The sequence below is a fragment of the Streptomyces sp. NPDC031265 genome, from assembly GCF_055570295.1.
In genome coordinates this window covers 302,963-322,139 of sequence record NZ_JBVIHM010000004.1, presented here as the reverse complement: position 1 = coordinate 322,139, position 19,177 = coordinate 302,963, and the positions used below count along the sequence as shown (strand labels likewise).

At 69.0% G+C, this 19,177-nt stretch carries 13 protein-coding genes, 1 other RNA gene and 2 pseudogenes; 12 read left to right on the top strand and 4 right to left on the bottom strand.

From position 1 onward, the window contains the following. Positions 1-4: 4 nt before the first annotated feature. From ftsX to ssrA, 4 genes are all read left to right on the top strand, one after another. Positions 5-922 (top strand): permease-like cell division protein FtsX, encoded by a 918-nt coding sequence (gene ftsX, locus ACZ499_RS09950; protein WP_371653003.1) that lies wholly within the window; start codon positions 5-7, stop codon positions 920-922. A gap of 89 nt (positions 923-1,011) precedes the next feature. Further along, positions 1,012-2,184 (top strand): S41 family peptidase, encoded by a 1,173-nt coding sequence (locus ACZ499_RS09945; RefSeq protein WP_468673527.1) that lies wholly within the window; start codon positions 1,012-1,014, stop codon positions 2,182-2,184. Positions 2,185-2,202: 18 nt separating this feature from the next. Further along, positions 2,203-2,700: an SsrA-binding protein SmpB gene (gene smpB / locus ACZ499_RS09940; RefSeq protein WP_385541892.1), complete on the top strand. Its 498-nt coding sequence runs from the start codon at positions 2,203-2,205 to the stop codon at positions 2,698-2,700. 83 nt (positions 2,701-2,783) lie between these two features. Next, positions 2,784-3,153, top strand: a transfer-messenger RNA (tmRNA) gene (ssrA, locus tag ACZ499_RS09935). A gap of 145 nt (positions 3,154-3,298) precedes the next feature. Here the strand turns inward: ssrA and ACZ499_RS09930 are convergent. Next, positions 3,299-4,576: an MFS transporter gene (locus ACZ499_RS09930; RefSeq protein ID WP_468673526.1), complete on the bottom strand. Its 1,278-nt coding sequence runs from the start codon at positions 4,574-4,576 to the stop codon at positions 3,299-3,301. Positions 4,577-4,703: 127 nt separating this feature from the next. On the opposite strand from ACZ499_RS09930, the gene ACZ499_RS09925 reads away from it, so the two are divergent. The 4 genes from ACZ499_RS09925 to ACZ499_RS09910 all read left to right on the top strand — a co-directional run bounded on the left by ACZ499_RS09925 (position 4,704) and on the right by ACZ499_RS09910 (position 10,063). After that, positions 4,704-5,663 (top strand): LysR family transcriptional regulator, encoded by a 960-nt coding sequence (locus tag ACZ499_RS09925; protein ID WP_468673525.1) that lies wholly within the window; start codon positions 4,704-4,706, stop codon positions 5,661-5,663. 283 nt (positions 5,664-5,946) lie between these two features. Then, positions 5,947-6,585, top strand: coding sequence for a hypothetical protein (locus ACZ499_RS09920; RefSeq protein WP_468673524.1), 639 nt, complete (start codon positions 5,947-5,949; stop codon positions 6,583-6,585). Between the two features lie 74 nt (positions 6,586-6,659). Further along, positions 6,660-8,789, top strand: coding sequence for a bifunctional polysaccharide deacetylase/glycosyltransferase family 2 protein (locus tag ACZ499_RS09915; protein WP_468673585.1), 2,130 nt, complete (start codon positions 6,660-6,662; stop codon positions 8,787-8,789). Continuing rightward, positions 8,786-10,063, top strand: coding sequence for an acyltransferase family protein (locus ACZ499_RS09910; protein WP_468673523.1), 1,278 nt, complete (start codon positions 8,786-8,788; stop codon positions 10,061-10,063). Before ACZ499_RS09915 ends, ACZ499_RS09910 begins: the two co-directional genes overlap by 4 nt. Positions 10,064-10,119: 56 nt before the next feature. On the opposite strand, the gene ACZ499_RS09905 is transcribed toward ACZ499_RS09910, so the two are convergent. Continuing rightward, a complete protein-coding gene (locus tag ACZ499_RS09905) occupies positions 10,120-10,995 on the bottom strand; it encodes an FG-GAP repeat domain-containing protein (protein ID WP_468673522.1) in 876 nt (291 codons plus the stop codon). Between ACZ499_RS09905 and ACZ499_RS09900 the strand changes: the two are divergent. The 3 genes and pseudogenes from ACZ499_RS09900 to ACZ499_RS09890 form a co-directional block, all read left to right on the top strand. Next, a pseudogene (locus ACZ499_RS09900) lies at positions 10,995-15,143 on the top strand (polymorphic toxin-type HINT domain-containing protein); the annotation flags it as partial. The gene ACZ499_RS09905 and the pseudogene ACZ499_RS09900 sit on opposite strands and share 1 nt — an antisense overlap. 117 nt (positions 15,144-15,260) lie before the next feature. Further along, positions 15,261-15,494, top strand: coding sequence for an HNH/ENDO VII family nuclease (locus ACZ499_RS09895; RefSeq protein WP_468673584.1), 234 nt, complete (start codon positions 15,261-15,263; stop codon positions 15,492-15,494). After that, positions 15,491-15,985, top strand: coding sequence for an SMI1/KNR4 family protein (locus ACZ499_RS09890; RefSeq protein WP_468673521.1), 495 nt, complete (start codon positions 15,491-15,493; stop codon positions 15,983-15,985). The genes ACZ499_RS09895 and ACZ499_RS09890 overlap by 4 nt, the downstream gene beginning before the upstream one ends. 76 nt (positions 15,986-16,061) lie before the next feature. Here the strand turns inward: ACZ499_RS09890 and ACZ499_RS09885 are convergent. Beyond that, positions 16,062-16,289, bottom strand: a pseudogene (locus ACZ499_RS09885) (tyrosine-type recombinase/integrase); the annotation flags it as partial. Between the two features lie 640 nt (positions 16,290-16,929). Next, positions 16,930-18,270, bottom strand: a complete 1,341-nt coding sequence (locus ACZ499_RS09880) for a tetratricopeptide repeat protein (protein WP_468673520.1) — start codon at positions 18,268-18,270, stop codon at positions 16,930-16,932. A 150-nt stretch (positions 18,271-18,420) separates the two neighbouring features. On the opposite strand from ACZ499_RS09880, the gene ACZ499_RS09875 reads away from it, so the two are divergent. Then, positions 18,421-18,645, top strand: coding sequence for a hypothetical protein (locus ACZ499_RS09875; RefSeq protein WP_468673519.1), 225 nt, complete (start codon positions 18,421-18,423; stop codon positions 18,643-18,645). The last annotated feature ends 532 nt before the right edge of the window (positions 18,646-19,177 follow it).

Sequence of the window (19,177 nt, the reverse complement as noted above, 5' to 3'; positions counted from 1 at the left end):
CGCCATGCGCGCGCAGTTCGTACTCTCGGAGATCGGTGTCGGTCTCCGCCGCAATCTGACCATGACGTTCGCCGTCATCGTCTCCGTGGCCCTGTCCCTGGCCCTGTTCGGCGGTTCGCTGCTGATGCGGGACCAGGTCAACAACATGAAGGGCTACTGGTACGACAAGGTCAACGTCTCGATCTTCCTCTGCAACAAGGCCGACGCCGAGTCCGTCGCCAAGTGCTCCAAGGGCGCCGTCACCGCCCAGCAGAAGAAGGACATCGAGGGTGACCTGAAGAAGCTGGACATCGTCCAGACCGTCAGCTACGAGTCGGCCGACGAGGCGTTCAAGCACTACAAGGAGCAGTTCGGCGACTCGCCGATGGCCGGTTCGATCACGCCGGACCAGATGCAGGAGTCGTTCCGGGTCAAGCTCAAGGACCCGGAGAAGTTCAAGGTGGTCGCCACCGCCTTCGCCGGGCGCGACGGCGTGCAGTCCGTACAGGACCAGAAGGGCATCCTGGAGAACCTGTTCAGCCTGCTCGGCGGCATGAACGTGGCCGCCGTGCTGGTCATGGCGGTGATGCTGGTCGTGGCGCTGATGCTGATCGTCAACACGGTCCGCGTCTCCGCGTTCAGCAGACGGCGCGAGACCGGCATCATGCGCCTGGTGGGTGCTTCGAGCTTCTACATCCAGGCGCCGTTCATCATGGAGGCCGCCTTCGCCGGCGTCCTCGGCGGCATCGCCGCCTCCGGGATGCTGATCGTCGGCCGCTACTTCATGATCGACCACGGTCTCGACCTGTCGCACAAGCTGAATCTGATCAACTTCATCGGCTGGGACGCGGTCCTCGCCAAGCTGCCGCTGGTGCTCGCGGCGAGCGTGCTGATGCCCGCCCTCGCCGCGTTCTTCGCGCTGCGCAAGTACCTGAAGGTGTGACGCAGGCGCTTCAGCGTGTGAGATGTGCCCCGGGCGCCGTAGGAGCAACAGCCCCTGCGGCGCCCTCGCGTTGTCCTAGACTCGACGCCATGTCAGGTCCGGACAGCTGTCCCAGGCCCCGCGGAGTGCGCCGCGGGGCGGCTCTGACATTGGTCTTCGTCTCGGTCCTGGCGGCCGCCGCGGTGACCGGTTCGCTGCCGCAGGCCGAGGAGGACAGCGCCCCGCTGCACGTGCTGCCCGCCTCCGCCACCGGGCCCCGCGACCGGGGCGCCGACGTGGCCCGGGCCGCCGCCGAGGCGGTGGCCGACGGCAAGTCGGTGACGGAGGCGGCCGCCGAGGCCGTCAGCCGCAGCGGCGACCGCTGGGGCGCGGTCTACGACCCGAGCGCGTACGAGCAGTTCGAGGACGCCCTCGACGGCCGGTACACGGGCGTCGGCCTCTGGGCCCGGCGCACCGCCGACGGCCGCGTCGAGGTGACCCGCCTCCAGCCCGGCGGCCCGGCCGCCCGCGCCGGGATCAGGGCGGGCGACCGGCTCCGTACGATCGACGGCCGCGCGCTCGACACCCTGCCGGTCACCGAGGTCGTCGCCCTGCTGCGCGGCGACGGGGCCACCCCGGGCAGCCGGGTCGTCCTGGGCCTGGACCGGGCCGGGCGGACCTGGAGCGAGTCGCTGCGGCGGGCCGAGCTCACCATGGAGGCCGTGACGGTGAGCGCGCTGTCGGGCGGCGACGTGATGATCAAGGTGGCGGCCTTCACCAAGGGCTCCGGCGAGCGGGTACGGACAGCGGTCCGCGCGGCCCCCGGCGGCGCCGGGGTCCTGCTCGACCTGCGGGGCAACACCGGTGGCCTGGTCACCGAGGCCACCTCCGCCGCCTCCGCCTTCCTCGACGGCGGCCTGGTCGCCACGTACGACGTGCACGGCCGCCAGCGCGCGCTGTACGCGAACCGGGGCGGCGACACCGCACGGCCGGTCGTGGTCCTGGTCGACAGCGGCACCATGAGCGCGGCCGAGCTGCTGACCGGGGCCCTGCAGGACCGGGGCCGGGCCGTCACGGTGGGCTCGCGCACCTTCGGCAAGGGCTCGGTCCAGATGCCGACCAATCTGCCGGACGGCTCTGTGGCCGAGCTGACCGTCGGCCACTACCGCACCCCGGCGGGCCACGGTGTCGACGGGAAGGGCATCACTCCGGACGTACCGGTCACCGAGCGTGCCCAGGAGCGGGCCGAGGCAGTATTGAGTGGCCTAGGGGGCCGGTCGTAGTGCGAAAATGGCCGCACTATGGCTAAGGCAAAAGACAAGGACAAGGGCGACGGCCGCAAGCTCGTCGCACAGAACAAGAAGGCACGGCACGACTACCTCATCATCGACACCTACGAGTGCGGTCTCGTGCTCACCGGTACCGAGGTGAAGTCGCTGCGCCAGGGGCGGGCGTCGCTGGTCGACGGGTTCGTGCAGATCGACGGGGGCGAGGCCTGGCTGCACAACGTCCACGTGCCGGAGTACGCACAGGGCACCTGGACCAACCACAGCGCGCGGCGCAAGCGGAAGCTGCTGCTGCACCGCGCCGAGATCGACAAGCTGGAGTCGAAGTCGCAGGAGACGGGTCACACGATCGTGCCCCTGGTCATGTACTTCAAGGACGGCCGGGCGAAGATCGAGATCGCGCTGGCGAAGGGCAAGAAGGAGTACGACAAGCGCCAGACGCTGCGGGAGAAACAGGACACCCGCGAGACGAACCGGGCGATCTCGGCGGCCCGCCGCCGCCAGCGGGCGTAAATGTCCTGGCGAGCCGCGGTCCGCGTCGCGTACCATGGCTTCAGCACCGCCCCCCGGGGTGGAGCACATTGTTAACAAAACATGGGGATGATCGGTTTCGACAGCGGATGTCGAAGCAGGGGAAGCGTGTCGAGGAAGCGGCAATGATCTCGTTAACCATATGTCGCAACCTATAATCGCCAACACCAAGCGCGATTCCTTCGCCCTCGCTGCCTAAGTAGCGACTTGCGAAGTGTCAGCCCGGGGGTGATCCCGACCCGGATCCTGGCATCATCAAGGGATCTAAACTTCTGAGCCCGGTCACGGGGCCCAGAAGGAAATCAAACAGTGACTGAGCCCGTCGGAGACTTGTTCGCGTGATCTCCGGGGCTGAGAAAAGCGCAGCGAACTGCACACGGAGAAGCCCTGATTCTGCACCGTTGGACGCGGGTTCGATTCCCGCCATCTCCACAAGACGGATGGGCGGATCCCGCTCGCCGACCGCGCGAGCAGGATCCGTCTCGTTCTGCTTCTGGGGGCATGTCCCCCAGATCCCGTCATCCCATGTGAGACGAAGGCCCGGCCGCTATCGCAGCGACCGGGCCTTCGTCGTACGCCGTCACGCGCGCCGCGCCGGGCCCGCCGCGCACGCCACCAGCGCCAGGCCCGCCGCGCAGACCGGGGCGAGGTAGGCCGTCGGGCCGGACGTGTGGTCGGTGAGCCAGCCGCCCGTGGCCGAGCCGGCCGCGATGCCGCCCAGGATCGCGGTGACCGCGAGCGTCATCCCCTCGTTGAGGCGGCCCTCGGGCGTGAGGCGCTGGACCAGGGTCATCCCGGTGACCATGGTCGGCGCGGTCGCCGCGCCCGCGAGCAGCAGGGCGGCGGCCAGGACCACCAGCGAACCGGTACGCGCCGCCAGCAGCGGAAGGCACATCAGGGCCGTCATCGCGCCGACGCACACGAGCAGCCGCCGGGAGACGGAACGGGCCGGCCGCACCGAGCCGTACACCAGGCCCGCCGCACCCGACCCGGCCGCCTGGAGGGCGAGGACCGCGCCGCCCGACGGGCCGTGGCCGAGCCCGGACGCGTACGCCAGGGTCACCACCTCCATCGAGCCGAACACCGCGCCCGTGGCGAGGAAGACGGCGAGCAGCGGGGCGAGGCCGGGGGAGCGCAGGGGAGAGCGGGCGGTGGTGCGCGGGGCCGCCGGCGGTTCCGTGGAGCGCTGGGCCGAGAAGATCAGCACGCCCGTCATCAGGAGCACCGCGCCCATCAGCGTGCCCGCCTCCGGGAACAGCGCCGTGCACAGGAGCGCGGCGGCCACCGGGCCGAGCATGAAGCACAGCTCGTCCACGGCCTGTTCAAAGGAGTTGGCGGTGTGCAGGGCCGCCGGGTCGCCCCGGTGGACGTGCGCCCAGCGCGCCCTGGACATCCCGCCGGTGTTCGGGGTGGTGGCGGTCGCGGCGTACGCGGCGAACAGCGTCCAGTCGGGCGCGCCGAGGCGTACGCAGAGCAGCAGCGCCAGTGAGCCGAGCACCGCGATCGCGGTGGCGGGCACGGCGACCCGGGCCTGGCCGTGGCGGTCGACCAGGCGGGCCGTCCAGGGCGCGACCAGCGCGGTCGCGGCGAGGCCGGTGGCGGTGACGGCCCCGGCGAGGGCGTACGAGCCGCGCGACCCGGCAATCATGATCACGGCGCTCACGCTGAACATGCCCATGGGGAGCCGGGCGATGAGGTTGCCCAGGGTGAAGGCGCGGGCGCCGGGGACGGCGAAGAGGCGGCGGTAGGGGGCGGTCCGTGCGGCCTTCTCGCGGGCCTTGCGGCGGGGCTCGCGCTCGTACGGAACGGGCCCGGCGAGCACCAGGGTCGAACCCGAGACGGTCATCAGTTGCGGCATGCACCGAGCTTCGCCCGGGTGGGGCACGGGCGTCCAACACCTGATCAGAGGCCATTCACGCACTTCCGCTGTCAGTGGCCCGACGAAGGTCTTCTGCTGTTGACGTCCGTGCGGTTGACTGCCGTCCGTGACCCAGGACATCGACCCCCGGCTGCTGCGCGCGTTCACCGCCGTCGCCGAGGAACTGCACTTCACCCGGGCCGCCGCCCGGCTCTTCGTCGCCCAGCAGGCGCTCAGCCGGGACGTGCGGCGGCTCGAACGCGACCTGGGCGCCGAGCTGTTCGTGCGGACCACGCGCGCGGTGGAGCTCACCGCCGACGGCCGGCGGCTGCTGCCGTACGCGCGCCGGGTGCTCGCCGCGCACGACGAGCTCCGGACGGGGTGGGCGGCCGAGGCCCGCCCGCTGCTCGTCGACGTCAGCGCCTCGGTCGGCACCGGCCACCGGGTGCTGGTGCGGGCCCGCGAGGCGGCGGCCGGGCAGGAGTTCGTGGCGCGCTATCTGAGCGGGCTCACCGGGGCCGCCGCCGAGATCCTGGCCGGGCGCCTCGACGTCTCCTTCGGCCGGGTCGCCGGGCTCGACCCCTCGGTGCTCGCGGGCCTCTCGCACCAGCCCGTGCGGTACGAGCGGATGGCGGTGCTGCTCCCCGACGGGCACCGGCTCGCGCATCTGGAGGAGGTGCCGGTGGACGCGCTCGCGGGCGAGACGCTGTACGCCGGGGCGGGTAATCCGGCCACCGCCGAGTGGACGGATCTGGCCGCGCGGCTCTTCGCGGGGCGGGGTGCGGAACTGGCCGCGCCCTTCCCGGAGATCTCCGGGAAGGAGGAGTTCGCCCGGGTGGTGCTGGGGCGCGGCTGGTCCGTTCTGGCCAGCACGGACTTCATGGAGATACCCGGGATGGTGCTGCGGCCGCTGACCGGGCCCGTACCGCTGTCACCGGTGTCGCTGGTGTGGCGCAAGGGGCTGCACCACCCTGGCCTGGAGGTTCTCCGGGAGGTCGCCCGGCGGATGGGAAGGGCAGCCGGGTGGCTCGAACTGCCCCCTGATTGCTGGCTTCCGGAGGGGGATCTGTCCCTCATGTCCCGCTGATGCCACCTTGGTGTTCCAGTTGAGGAACAACACTTGGCGCGTGAACGTGGCTCACAGCAGCGTGCGCTACATTCATTCCCCGGGTGCGGTGTGGTAGTGGGGGTGCGTGGAACGGGTGGGGACCCGGTCCGGAACGCAGTGCCCGCTAGAGGAGTGCGCGCAACCCGCGAATCATCCAGTGGGGAAGTGCGTACGCAAAGTGGACAATTGGCGAAAAGACGCCCCTCAAGGGCGACCCCTGAACCCGTTCGAGGAGCCCCGTAGGCCTCTCGACGACTTCACGATGGAACTGAACGTCGCCGGACGCCTGCCGGGCAACCCCCAGGCACAGGGCCGCACTCAGGACCAGACGCAGGCCCGGACCCAGGTCCAGGCCCGCTTCCCGGCTCAGGACCTGGCGCAGGCGCCGGTCCCCGCCGGTGACCCCGACGGCCCCGTCTTCGTGGACGAGAGCGGCCGCCGCGGCAAGAACCTGCGCCGGCTCGGCTGGGTCTTCGGGCTGGCGTGCACCTGCTACGCGGTGATGCTCGTCGGCAGTCTGCTCGGCGGCAGCTCCCGCGCGCCCTGGCTCGGCATACCCGGCCCCGCCGCCAAGGAGAAGACGACGGAGACGGTCCAGGTCACACCGGCCCCCACCGACTCCCGCCCCACCCGCCCGGGCGCCAGGCCCGGCGTCCCCGCCAAGAGCAGGACGCACCCCCCGGCCACCGGCTCCGCACGAGCCAAGGCCTCCGGCACCCCCAAGCCGGGCAAGACGAAGAACTCCGGCAAGCCCACCGGCGCCTCCCCGCACCCCGGCACCTCGCAGAGCGCGAAGCCGGTCGGCGGCCGCTCGGCGAGCCCCGGCCTCCCCACCGGCACGTCCGGCAGCCCGACGGGCCTGTCGACGAAGCCGACTCCGCCCTCTGGAGCCAGCACGTGAAAGCCCCACGCCGTACGACCCGTCGTACGACTTCCGCCACGACCCCTCGTACACGAAGACGCCGCAGCCTGCCGATGCGCTATCTGCTGCCCCTGCTCTTCCTCGTCGCCCTCTTCGCGATGCTGATGCTGCGCGGGTACGTCCACAACGAGATAGCCGCCGACCACCGCATCCGCCCGGACGCGTCCACCGACACCGTGCCCGAGCGCATCCTGGACGGCGGACCGGTCATCGACGCGCGGGGCACGGGCAAGCCCACCAGCCTCGACATCCCCAAGCACAAACTGGTGCTCACCTTCGACGACGGCCCGGACCCCACCTGGACCCCGAAGGTGCTCGACCAGCTGAAGAAGTACCACGCGCACGGCGTCTTCTTCGTCACCGGCGCCAACGCCGCCCGCTACCCCGATCTGGTCAAGCGGATGGTGGACGAGGGCCACGAGGTCGGCCTGCACACCTTCAACCACCCCGACCTCTCCTACCAGTCGCACGCCCGCATCGACTGGGAGCTCGCGCAGAACCAGCTGGCCCTCGAAGGCGCCGCCGGCATCCGCACCTCCCTCTTCCGGCCGCCGTACTCGTCGTTCGCGGACGCGATCGACGACCAGAACTGGCCGGTGATCAAGTACGTGGGAAGCCGCGGGTACATCACCGCGCTCGACTCCACGGACAGTGAGGACTGGCAGCGCCCCGGCATCGAGACGATCATCAAGAACGCCACGCCCAAGCACGGCAAGGGCGCCATCGTCCTGATGCACGACTCCGGCGGCGACCGCTCGCAGACCGTGGCCGCGCTCGACACCTTCCTGCCCCAGCTCCAGGGCAAGGGCTACACGTTCGTGAATCTGACCGAGGCTCTGAACGCGCCGAGCGCGCACACCCCGGTCACCGGCATCGACCTGTGGAAGGGCAAGGCGTTCGTCTTCGCCGTCCAGGTCTCCGAGAACACCACCGACGTCCTGGTGGGCGGGCTCGCCGTGATCGGCGTGCTGGTCTTCGCCCGGTTCGGCCTGATGCTGATCCTGTCGTTCCTGCACGCGCGCAAGGTGCGGGCGCGCGGGTTCCGCTGGGGCCCCGAGGTCACCGAGCCGGTCTCGGTGATCGTCCCCGCGTACAACGAGCGCGAGTGCATCGCCAACACCGTGCGTTCGCTGATGGCCAGCGACCACCGCATCGAGGTGATCGTCGTCGACGACGGTTCCACCGACGGCACCGCGGACATCGTCGAGGCGATGTGGCTGGCGAACGTCCGGGTGGTCCGCCAGGTCAACGGCGGCAAGCCGTCGGCGCTCAACAACGGCATCAGGCACGCCCGTTACGACATCGTCGTGATGATGGACGGCGACACCGTCTTCGAGCCGTCGACCGTACGCGAGCTGGTGCAGCCGTTCGGCGACCCGAAGGTCGGCGCGGTCGCGGGCAACGCCAAGGTGGGCAACCGCGACTCGCTCATCGGCGCCTGGCAGCACATCGAGTACGTCATGGGCTTCAACCTGGACCGCCGGATGTACGACGTGCTCGGCTGCATGCCGACCATCCCCGGCGCGGTCGGCGCCTTCCGCCGCACCGCCCTGGAGCGGGTCGGCGGCATCAGCGAGGACACCCTCGCCGAGGACACCGACGTCACCATGGCGATGCACCGCGACGGCTGGCGGGTCGTGTACGCGGAGAACGCGCGCGCCTGGACCGAGGCGCCGGAGTCCGTACAGCAGCTCTGGTCGCAGCGCTACCGCTGGTCGTACGGCACCATGCAGGCGATCTGGAAGCACCGCGGCGCGGTCTTCGAGCGCGGCCCGTCGGGCCGCTTCGGCCGAGTAGGCCTGCCCCTGGTCTCCCTCTTCATGGTCCTCGCCCCCCTCCTCGCCCCCCTGATCGACGTCTTCCTCCTGTACGGCCTGGTCTTCGGCCCGACGCAGAAGACCGTGGTGGCCTGGCTGGGCGTCCTGGTGATCCAACTGGTCTGCGCGGCCTACGCGTTCCGCCTGGACCGCGAACGCCTCACCCACCTGGTGTCGCTCCCGCTCCAGCAGGTCCTCTACCGCCAGCTGATGTACGTGGTGCTCCTCCAGTCCTGGATCACCGCCCTCACCGGCGGTCGGCTGCGGTGGCAGAAGCTGCGGCGTACGGGGGTTGTGGAGGCGCCGGGGGGCATTCCGACGCAGCGCAACAGCAAGGAGAACATCGACCGGAGGCCCGTCGCATGACCACCACCGAGCCCGCGGGCGCCTGGCCGCAGCCCGGACCGTACGGGACCAGCGAGCAGGGAGCCGATTCCGTCTCCGAGCAGGGAGCGGACTCCCGCTATCTGTCTCCGCCGGCGGCGGCCCTGCGCCACAAGCCCGAAGCGCCCGCGCCGAGCAAGCCCGGCCGCGACCGCTACTTCGACCTGCTCAGGGCGCTGGCCCTGTTCCGTGTCGTCCTCTACCACCTCATGGGCTGGGCCTGGCTGCCGCTGGCCTTCCCGTCCATGGGCGTCATGTTCGCGCTCGCGGGCAACCTCATGGGGCGCTCCCTCAAGCGCCCGGCCCCCCAGGTGATCCGCAGCCGGATGCGGCGCCTGCTGCCGCCGATGTGGCTGCTGGGCGCGATCGGTGTCACCGGCATGATCGCCCAGGGCTGGGGCCCCGACGCGGATGGACATCCGGGATGGTGGTGGACCCATCTCCTCTTCTGGATCGTCCCGCTGAGCGACCCCCCGTACGCGTCCGACCTCGCCGGCGTCCACGGTTTCCTGGACGGTTCCTGGGCGGGCAACGTCGCCGAGCCGCTCTGGTACCTGCGCGCCTACCTCTGGTACGTCCTGCTGTCGCCGCTCATCCTGCGCTACCTGCGGAAGGTGCCGTGGACGACGATCCTGGCGCCGCTGGTGCTCTCGGCGGTCATGACCGTCGGCAGCTTCGACCTTCCGGAGCGGATCGACTCCACGATCACCGACTTCTCCACGTTCGGCGCCTGCTGGGTGCTGGGCATGGCCCATCAGCAGGGCGTCCTGAGCCGCGTTCCGCGGTACATCGTCCCGGCGGTGGCCCCGTTCATCCTCGGCGTCGGCCTCTGGTGGGCCATGCGGAACGACTTCGGGGGCGGGAACGAGCTGGACGGGATCCCGCTCGCCCAGGCCCTCTGGTCGTTCGGCGCCGTGCTGCTGCTCCTCCACTTCAGCCCTTCGTGGTCCGAGTGGCCGCCGCGGCTGCGCCGCTGGGACCGGCTGATCACCCTGCTCAACTCGCGCGCGGTGACGGTCTACCTCTGGCACAACGTGTGCATCCTCGCCGCGGCGACGATGTGGGACCAGCTGTGGGGGGTCGGCTCCCTGGGCGAGAGTGTGCCGTGGCTGCTTGACAGCGCCTGGCCGGTGCTCGCGTTCACCTGGGTACTGATCGGCCTGTGCGTCCTGAGCTTCGGCTGGGTCGAGGACGTGGCCGCCAAGCGCAGCCCCAGGCTGTGGCCGGACGGCAGGTCGCGTGTGCCCAAGGGCTGAGTGATCGAGATACGACGAGGGGCCCGGACGCTACGTCCGGGCCCCTCGTCGTGCACTCAGCCCATGGCCGGCTTCGACTGCCAGCCGCTGTTGATCTGGATCCCGGCGGTCGGCATCGTGGTACGGCCACCGGAGTAGAAGCGGACGGTTCCGTCGGCCTTGATCACCCAGATGTCGGGGACGCCGTCGCCGTCGGCGTCAGGTGTGCCGTAGAGGAGCCTGATGTTGCTCCGGCCCCAACTGGAGGCACCGTAGACGCCGTCGGAGCCGTTGGCGGAGCCCGCGGCGCTGGCCAGCGACTTCAGGTCGACCCCGCCGGTGGCGGCCTTCTTGCCGACGCGCAGCGTGAGTTGCCCGGCGCTGTCGCTGCGGTAGATCAGATCGGCGGTGCCGTCGCCCGTGACGTCCTGGACGGTGACGATGTCGCGGCCGCTCCATGCGTCCGGTGACAGCTGGACCGCCTGGTCGACGGTGGCGCCGTTGTAACCGACCAGGGCCCAGAAGGCGTCCCCGACCCGGAGGAAGAAGTCCGGCTTGCCGTCACCGGTGGCGTCCCCGGCGGAGACGATCTGGGTGATGGAGGCCGGGCTGGGCGCGTTCGACGGCAGCAGGATCTCCTGGCGCTTGTCGATGTTGACCGCGCCGTACCCGTCGCCGGGGTAGACCCAGAGCCTGCCCTCGCGGACGGCGACGAGATCCTGGAGACCGTCGCCCCCGTAGACGTCACCGAGGTGCGTGATGAGGGTGTTCTTCCAGTAGCCGCTCGGGGCCGCCGTGTAGATCGGCCTGCCGTCGGTGCCGTTGGGGTCCTTGTCGGGGTTGCCCCGGTAGCCGCCGGACATGGAGTAGCCGAGGCCACCGGTGCCCTTGGACAGGTCCGCCAGAGCCTGGGAGGGGTAGGTGCGCAGGTCGCCGTCGCCGCTGACGACCATCAGGTCGGGGAGCCGAGTCGATCACGTACGACGGCAGCGGCGGCCGTGTGCTCAAGCGCACTCTCAGCTTCCCCTGGTCCAAGCAGACGGCTTCGCGGGACCGGGACGGCGGAGCCGGTGCCCTGCTCGCCCACCGCACCGGAGTTGAGCGCACCGACGAGATTCAGACGGTCGACACCAGCTGGCAGGCGATCCGCACCACGACCAAGGTCGACGACGACCACGGTCTGCCCATCGAGGTCCAGAGCGCCGTGGTCCGGCCCAACGGGACCGGGGGCGAGACGCTCAGCGACTACACCTGCGCGAAGACGGATTACGTCCACAACGAGGGCACGAACCTCATCGGACTGCCCAAGCAGATCCGCTCGACGAGTACGTCGTGTGCCGACTACGCCGACGCCGACGCGTCGACGCAGCTGACGGGAGCCGCCCGGACGTCCTACGACGGGCTGGTCTACGGCGAGACTCCCACCAAGGGACTCGCCACCACGATCGAAGAGACCAACGGCGCGGGCAGCGCCTACGGCCCCGCGGTCACGATGACGTACGACCCGCTCGGCCGCGTCCGTACGGTCAAGAAGCCGCTGGTCGGGACCACCGAGACCCAGTACACGCCGGGTGACGCGGGTGGACCCGTCACTTCGACAAAGATCATCAACCCCAAGGGTTTCGCGACCACCACGACGCTCGACCCCGGCCGCGCGCTCCCGCTGACCGTCACCGACGCCAACGGCCGTGTGGCGCGCAGCGAGTACGACGCGCTCGGCCGCCTCGTCAAGGGCTGGACTCCGGTGCGCTCCTCGGGCACCCAGACGCCCGACGTCAAGATCACCTACCAGATGGCGGTGGCGACGGACACGACGACCAAGCCCACTGCCGTCACCGTCGAGAACATCAAGGACGACGGCGACTACGCCAAGCAGGTGACCGTCTACGACGGCCTGATGCGCGCCGTGCAGACGCAGGGCGAGGCGCACGGCCCCGGCCGCGTCATCGCGGACACCCGCTACGACGACCACGGCCTCGTCCGGGAGCAGACGAACCCCTACCTGGCGGCCGGGGACCCGCAGGCCGCGCAGTTCAAGCGGGCCTCGGACAGTCTGGTGCCGAGCATGGCGCGTACGACGTACGACGGCCTGGAGCGGCCGATCCGGGTGTCCACGCTCTTCGGCGGAAAGTCCGTCTACGCGGCGACCACCAGCTACCAGGACACCAGCACGTACGCCGTCCCGGCGGGCGGCGCGGCCCCCGCGGTGAAGACCCTCACGGACGCGCGCGGCCGTGTCACCGCGATCCAGCACTTCACCAACCCGCAGTCCACCGAGTACCGCCAGACCAGTTACGAGTACGACGCGCGGGGCAACCGCTCGAAGGTCACCGACCCGGCGGGCAACGCCTGGACGTACACCTTCGACGCCCGCCGCCGTCTGATCGCCTCGACCGACCCGGACACGGGTGACACGACGTCCGGCTATGACGACGCGGACCGCCTGGTCAGCGTGACGGACGCGAGGGGCAGCACGTACACGTCGTACGACGAGCTGAGCCGGATCGTCGCGGTCCGCGAGGGCTCCACGACGGCTCCGCCGGTGAAGGAGTTCTCGTTCGACACCCTGCCGGGTGCGCTGGGCCAGCCCGTCGAGTCGGTCCGCCACGACAAGAGCGGCGACTACATCAACAGGGTCACCGGCTACGACACCGGCTACCGGCCCACCGGCAAGGAAACGGTCGTCCCGGCCAACGCGATGACGACGGGCGTGTCCGGCACGTACAAGTACGCCTACGAGTACACGCCGACCGGCAAGCCGCTGTCGGTAACGCTGCCGGCGGTGGGTGGCCTGGCGGCCGAGAAGGTCGTCACCCGCTACAACAGCGACGGCTTGGCAGAGTCGACATCCGGGCAGAACTGGTACACGACGGACGTCACGTACTCCCCGTACGGCGAACCGCTGCGCGTGGTGAGCGGCCCCCAGCCGTACCGGGTCTGGACGACGAACTTCGTAGACGAGCACACGGGCCGACTCCAGCGCACGGTCACGGACCGCGAGACGGCTCCTTCCCACCGGGTCAACGACAGCTACTACTCGTACGACGTCGCGGGCAACGTCACGTCCAACGCCCGCCGGCTGACGGACAACAGTGTCTCCGTCTGGGACAACCAGTGCTTCACGTACGACGCGATGGGGCAGCTGGTCCACGCCTGGACGTCCAACATCACCCCGGCCACGGCGTCGGTGGGCTGCAAGTCCGACAGCGGCCAGCAGTGGGGATACAACGGGGACGGCGCGGCGTCGGGCGGCCCGATCGCCAACGCGGCCGACACGGTCTCCGACAAGAACAGCCCGGACACGACACTCACCGCGTCGCTGAAGGCGGCGGCTCCGGCGCCCGGTTCGGTCTCGGGCGGGGCAACCGGCTACTGGGACAGCTACACCTTCGACGTCCTCGGCAACCGCGCCACGCAGGTGAAGCACGACCCGGCGGACGCGACGAAGGACATGTCCCTCCGGTACGGCTACGGCACGACGATCACGGGCAACGGAACGAGCCCGAGCACCCTGATCCAGCCCCACGTGCTGACGGACGTCACGTCCACGCCGTCGGGCAGCGGCAGCGCCTACGAGTACGACCGCACGGGCAACACCACGGTCCGCGACCTGGCCGACGTCACCCAGCGCTTCACCTGGACCCAGGAGCGCAAGGTCGACACGGCGACGGTCAACGGCGTCAAGACGCAGTACGTCTACGACGCCGAGGGCAACCGCGTCCTGGAGAACTCGCCGTCGGGGAGCGTGCTGTACCTGGGCGAGACGGAGCTGACTACGGCGGCGGGGAAGATTACGCGTGCTAGCCGTTCCTACGGGCAGGCGGGCGCGCCGACGGTGGTCCGGTCGACGACGGATGGCGCGACGTCGGGTCACAAGCTGAGTGTTCTGCTGAGCGACCAGCTGGGGACGGCGTCGACGTCGGTGGAGGAGTCGCCGGGGCAGCCGATCACGCGGCGGGCTTTCAAGCCGTATGGGGAGGTGCGGGGGGCGAAGCCGGCGGCTTGGCCTAACAAGCGGAGCTATTTGGGCGTCGGGGTGGACGACACGGCTACGGGGCTGACGCACCTTGGGGCTCGCGAGTACGACCAATCAAACGGTCGCTTCATCTCGGCCGACCCCATCGTGGATATTGCTGATCCACTCCAGGTGAATGGGTACGCCTACAGTCACAACAGTCCTGTCACCCGTAGCGATCCTTCCGGACTGTACGACCCGGACCTGGCTATGGAGCGTAGGCAAGAGCAGGTCGAACAGTGCAGACAAGATGCATTTAATGACGCCTGGGCTGCATTTTCTCAAGCCGTGGTCATGTACAACACGGGCAAGCCCTACGTGCGAAACTCCAAGAACACCAGCGAGGCCGCGTACAAGCGCATCGCCAAGAAGTATCAAGGGCCGAGCGCCGGAGATATTCACCGTAGTGCAGTCGTCATGTGGTACTACGGTGCCACGGAAGGGGAAATTGACACCTTCTTCCACAATGCCTGCTCTTTCCTGGAGTGCAACACAGGCAACGTTCTCGAGGCCCTGAAAAATAATGGCCGTCCTGTCCGGTCGCCGCTCGTTAACCACTCAATGGAAGACATGTTCACCATGTCGTTGGTTGGTGGTGAGGGATATCGCGGCAGCGGATCGAATCGGGGGGCCGCCAGGAAGAGTGACTGCAACTGCTTCCTTGCCGGTACTCAGGTCTTGATGGCCGACGGAAAGAAAAAGAATATCGAGGAAATTAAGGAGGGCGACGAGGTTACCGCCACTGACCCGGAGTCGGGGAGGGGTGGTAGCCGCAAGGTGCTCCGTCTGATCGTCGTCGACAGCGACAAGGACTTTAACGAACTCGCGATCGCCACTAAAAATGGGCGAGAAAAACTCACGGCCACCCACGGGCACCCCTTCTGGTCGCCCTCGGAGCGTCGGTGGGTAGAGGCTGGTGAGCTCAAGCGAGGCATGACACTTCGCAGCGACGACGGCACCCCAGTGACGGTCGTGGACAACCGCGCCTACACCGACCATGTCCGGACCTATAACCTCACTGTCGACGACCTTCATGCGTACTATGTGCTGGCGGGCTCGACGCCAGTCTTGGTTCACAACTCAAACTGCCAATTCTGGTCGCCGACCGAATACAACGGTCAGCGCATCTATCAGCGGGATGATCTAGTGAATCCGGACTACTTTTCACCTGCGGACAAGTACGGTCGAAGCAATCTCAAGAGAATGCAGCAGGGGCTGGCCCCGATGGGTCCGGACGACAAGCCGCTGAACCTTCATCACATGCTCCAGACGCAGGACGGGCCGATCGCTGAGGTGACGCACTCGATGCACTTCGGGAACTACAATCAGCTGCACTGGAAGGCAGGCACCAGGATCCCCAGTGGGATCGATCGAGATGCCTTCAACGCCTGGAAATCCCAGTACTGGAAGGGCCGAGCGGCAGGATTTGGTGGATGATGAACGCTGTCGAGGCGAGTGAGCGACTGATTGAGCTGGTTCGCGGGAACGATGACATCGCGAACCACGCCGATGGCTGTGACGCAGGGACGATGGCCGCCGCCGAGAGTGATCTGGGTGTGGCCTTCCCTTCCTCGTACCGCCGTCTGATCGAAGAGTTCGGGACCTGGGATATTGCCGGTGAAGAATTCCTCGGCGTATATCAGACGCCCGCGATGGGGCAGAAATTGTTGGGTTCCGTAACGGAAACCCTGGATGCTCGCAGCCGGTTCGGAATGCCATCCGATCTGATTGTTGCAATGTTTGACGGAATGGGGGGACTGGTCGTTCTCGATTCTTCTCAAGTGAATCAGGAAGGCGAGTATCCCGTTCTCGTTTGGAATCCCGGAGTTGTGGACCGCGAGAGCATGGAGAGGCTCGGGGATGATTTCGGGTCCTTCGCGTTCGCGCTGTGCCAGCGTGCTGTAACGCGCTGGCGAGAGTCCGGCTGAAGCTGAAAATCAGGAGAAAAGCGAGAAGCCTCGCCAGGTGTTCCTGGCGAGGCTTCTGCGGTTCATGACGGCAACGTCAGCGGACGACGGCTGCGCCGGGTGGTTCGTTGTCGCTGTCGTCAGCCGGTCCGAGGGCGTCGTTGAGGGTGTCGATGGCTTGGCGCTGGAGCCGGAGTCGGACGTGGGCGTAGACGCCGGCGGTGACGCCGATGTGGGCGTGGCCGAGGAGTTCCTTGATCACGACGAGGTCGACGCCTTGCTCCAGGAGCAGGGTGGCGGTGGAGTGGCGGAGACGCTGAACCCGGCCGAACGCAGCGGCAGGGCACGAGGCAATCCGAGCCGAGCTGTTCAGAGTTTCTTTACTTGATTTCAAGGGCGGCCCGCTGACGCGGGCCGCCGCGGGGGGGGGGGGGGGGGGGGGGGGGGGGGCCCCCCCGCCCCCCCCCCCCCCCCCCCCCCCCCCCCCCCCCCCCCCCACACCCCCCCCCCCCCCCCCCCCCCCCCCCCCCCCCCCCCCCCCCCCCCCCCCCCCGCGCGCTGGCGGCCGGTGGCCGCCGCCCGCTCCTGTCTGCCGCCCCGCTGGCGACGGCCCCCGTCCGCTCAGCGCTTAGCGTCAGGCAAGCGAGCTGATGATCTAGGAAGTAACAACATCGTGCGCAGCAGCGCCGCCAGGAAGACTGCGCCGCACGCCGCGCAACGCCATGTCGGGCCGCCGCAGCCGGAAGCCGCGATCGTCTCTGCCAGGCGGGTCGTGCGCGAGGGCGCGGCTGAGAAGCCCAGGCCACTGCCACCGGTCAGGTGGAAGCCGGGCGGATGCCGTGACGGATCGAAATGGCGTGGCTGAGGCCGGCGCGGGTTGCTGGAGACACACGTGGCGGGTGATCTCTCGGCGCACCCGCCGTCGTGGCTGACTTTCTGTGGCTGAGCTTGAAACGGGGCGAAGATCAGGCGACCAGCGACGGTGGTGCGATTGTCCGTGCTCGCTCATACAGGTCGCGGGCCGCCGCGTTCTTCAGGTGAGGGCGCAAGAGGCCGAACATCGACTTCACGCGGTCGTCGGCGCGGCCGGACTGCACCTTGGGGTAGTCGTCGAGAGCCTGGTGCCAGGTGGTGCAGGCCGCTTCCAGGTGGCCGAGTTCCAGCTGCCGCTCAGCCAACAGACCACGACGGTGTACTCGCGTGCGTTGGTAAACGCTGGGGCGGAGCCTGTCGGCTTGTTGCATGGCTTCGACGGCTCCGGACCTGTCGCCGAGTTCGTAACGTACCTGGCTGACGTGATAGTTGAGCGAAGAGGGGTCGTACGAGCCGAACGCCTTGCCGCGCGACTCAGCACGGTCCATGGCCGCCTCAGCCTCCCGGATGTGGCGGAGCGCGCCATTACGGTCGCCGGTCTGCGCGGCGGCATGAGCCTGCTGACCGGAGAGGAAGGCCAGCATCCGGGGGCCGGCCTTCGGGGAGGCGGCGGCAGCGGCATCGGCCAACTCCATGGCCTTCGCCCCGTGGCGGAGGTCGACCGCCTGGACGCTCATCCCTCGCAGGGTGGTGCAGTACGTCAGGTGATCCTCAGCCGCGCCCGCCAGTTCCAAAGCCTTGACGTAGTAGCGCTGCGCGAGACCGTGCAGCCCTTCGTCCACGGCCATGTAGCCGGTCAGGTAGAGCAGATCCGAGGCGGCGGACAGCATCGCCTTGCGCACGTCCTCGGGTGCGTCGGCACGCAGGTAGGAGGCCACAGTGTTGACCATGAACGAGGCAGCCATGGGGCGTGCGTGACGGCCGCCAAACTCATCGTCCAGTTCTGAGACACGCTCGGTCATGGCGATGACCATGTCCACTTCGTTCATACCGATGCGTGCGGCACGGCCGGACTGGACGGCATCGGCACGCCCGACCACATCAGGCCAGCCGGGAACGGTGACGGCCACGGAGAACAGGCCGACCCCCAGGACACTGCGGCGGGTCGGGTCCATATCCAGCCTCCCCAGGTCGATCACCCCTTCCACGGTATCCGCAGCCGCGGAGGAGCGATCGCGTGGAACGGGCAGCCCGGCCTCGGCGTGGGTGACGGGGCGGCCGAGGCGGCGGGAGAGGGCTTCGAGGATGCATGCGCGCACCGCGCCGCGGGGGATGGTGCCTCCGAGCCAGTGGCTCACTGCCGACTCGTCGTAGCGCAGGGGCGTTCCGGTCTCGGTGCCGATGCGGTTCACCGCCCGCGCGAACTGGCGGTGAGTCCAGCGGCTTTCAGTGAGCAGGCGCCCGAGTGCCACGTTCGGTTCACGCTTGGCCATGCCCTCAACTCCCCGTGACCTTGCGAACTTTCAAGGTTTTCAAGTCCTGGTGCTGCGCAAACGGTACCGCTGTGCGTGGTCACACGGTTGCGTAGAGACAGCAGGGAAACGGCGAGACCTCGCCGCAGCCGTCGTCTGAGGGACTGATGGATGAGAAGCGAAGCACGGGCCCGCCTGGCCCGAATGACCGAGGAGCTGGGCACGGACGGGGTGTTGAGGATTGGCGCCTACGAGGGCGTGGATCTGCCGCCAGGTTCGAATCGGTTCCCGCCATGCCGCTGCCCGCAGCACCGCCGCACCACGCCCGAGGATGGGGAGAAGTTGAGCGCCGCAGTACGCGAGGTCAACGAGCGCAGCCGTGGAGAGCGACTGTGAAGGGGCTGGCCGCAGTCGTCGGCCGCTACGCCGGACCGCTCCTGATCCTCACCATCTCGGGATCGGTCGGCTTCGTCCCGAGCATGGCCGCCGCATCCACACCCACCTGACTCCTCCCCGTCACGCGTCCAGGCTCCCCGCCTGTGACAAGGGAGGGCCCACCGCTCGAAGCGGCGGGCACCCCGTCCGGCTGCCTTCTTCGCAAGGGTCCGGCAGTCGGACGGGTCCAACTCCGCAGCATCAGCCGCGGAGTCCACTGAAAACCGTAAGGGAGAAAGCGATGAACGTGGACGAACTGTTCACCGGCGACCTGATCACCGGCGTCCCGACCGTCGAGGCCGCGCTGTTCGACAAGATGCCGGGCGGCGGCGACAACAACGGCGACCACTGCAGCAAGTGATCCAGGGCTGACGCCAGGCGGGGGGGGGGGGGGGGGGGGGCCCCCCCCCCCCCCCCCAAAAGGAAAAGAAAAAAACCCATCGCCGCGTTTTTTCCCCCCCCACCCTCCCAACCCCCAACGGGGGGGCCAGGG

What these genes read in the sequence shown, in the direction of transcription:
- ACZ499_RS09930 (WP_468673526.1), bottom strand. Translation starts at nt 4,576, where the DNA reads ATGCCGCAACTGATGACCGTCTCGGGTTCGACCCTGGTGCTCGCCGGG.
- ACZ499_RS09915 (WP_468673585.1), top strand. Translation starts at nt 6,660, where the DNA reads ATGCGCTATCTGCTGCCCCTGCTCTTCCTCGTCGCCCTCTTCGCGATG.
- ACZ499_RS09875 (WP_468673519.1), top strand. Translation starts at nt 18,421, where the DNA reads ATGAGAAGCGAAGCACGGGCCCGCCTGGCCCGAATGACCGAGGAGCTG.
- smpB (WP_385541892.1), top strand. Translation starts at nt 2,203, where the DNA reads ATGGCTAAGGCAAAAGACAAGGACAAGGGCGACGGCCGCAAGCTCGTC.
- ACZ499_RS09895 (WP_468673584.1), top strand. Translation starts at nt 15,261, where the DNA reads ATGCAGCAGGGGCTGGCCCCGATGGGTCCGGACGACAAGCCGCTGAAC.
- ACZ499_RS09880 (WP_468673520.1), bottom strand. Translation starts at nt 18,270, where the DNA reads ATGGCCAAGCGTGAACCGAACGTGGCACTCGGGCGCCTGCTCACTGAA.
- ACZ499_RS09945 (WP_468673527.1), top strand. Translation starts at nt 1,012, where the DNA reads ATGTCAGGTCCGGACAGCTGTCCCAGGCCCCGCGGAGTGCGCCGCGGG.
- ACZ499_RS09890 (WP_468673521.1), top strand. Translation starts at nt 15,491, where the DNA reads ATGATGAACGCTGTCGAGGCGAGTGAGCGACTGATTGAGCTGGTTCGC.
- ACZ499_RS09910 (WP_468673523.1), top strand. Translation starts at nt 8,786, where the DNA reads ATGACCACCACCGAGCCCGCGGGCGCCTGGCCGCAGCCCGGACCGTAC.
- ftsX (WP_371653003.1), top strand. Translation starts at nt 5, where the DNA reads ATGCGCGCGCAGTTCGTACTCTCGGAGATCGGTGTCGGTCTCCGCCGC.
- ACZ499_RS09905 (WP_468673522.1), bottom strand. Translation starts at nt 10,995, where the DNA reads ATGGTCGTCAGCGGCGACGGCGACCTGCGCACCTACCCCTCCCAGGCT.
- ACZ499_RS09920 (WP_468673524.1), top strand. Translation starts at nt 5,947, where the DNA reads ATGGAACTGAACGTCGCCGGACGCCTGCCGGGCAACCCCCAGGCACAG.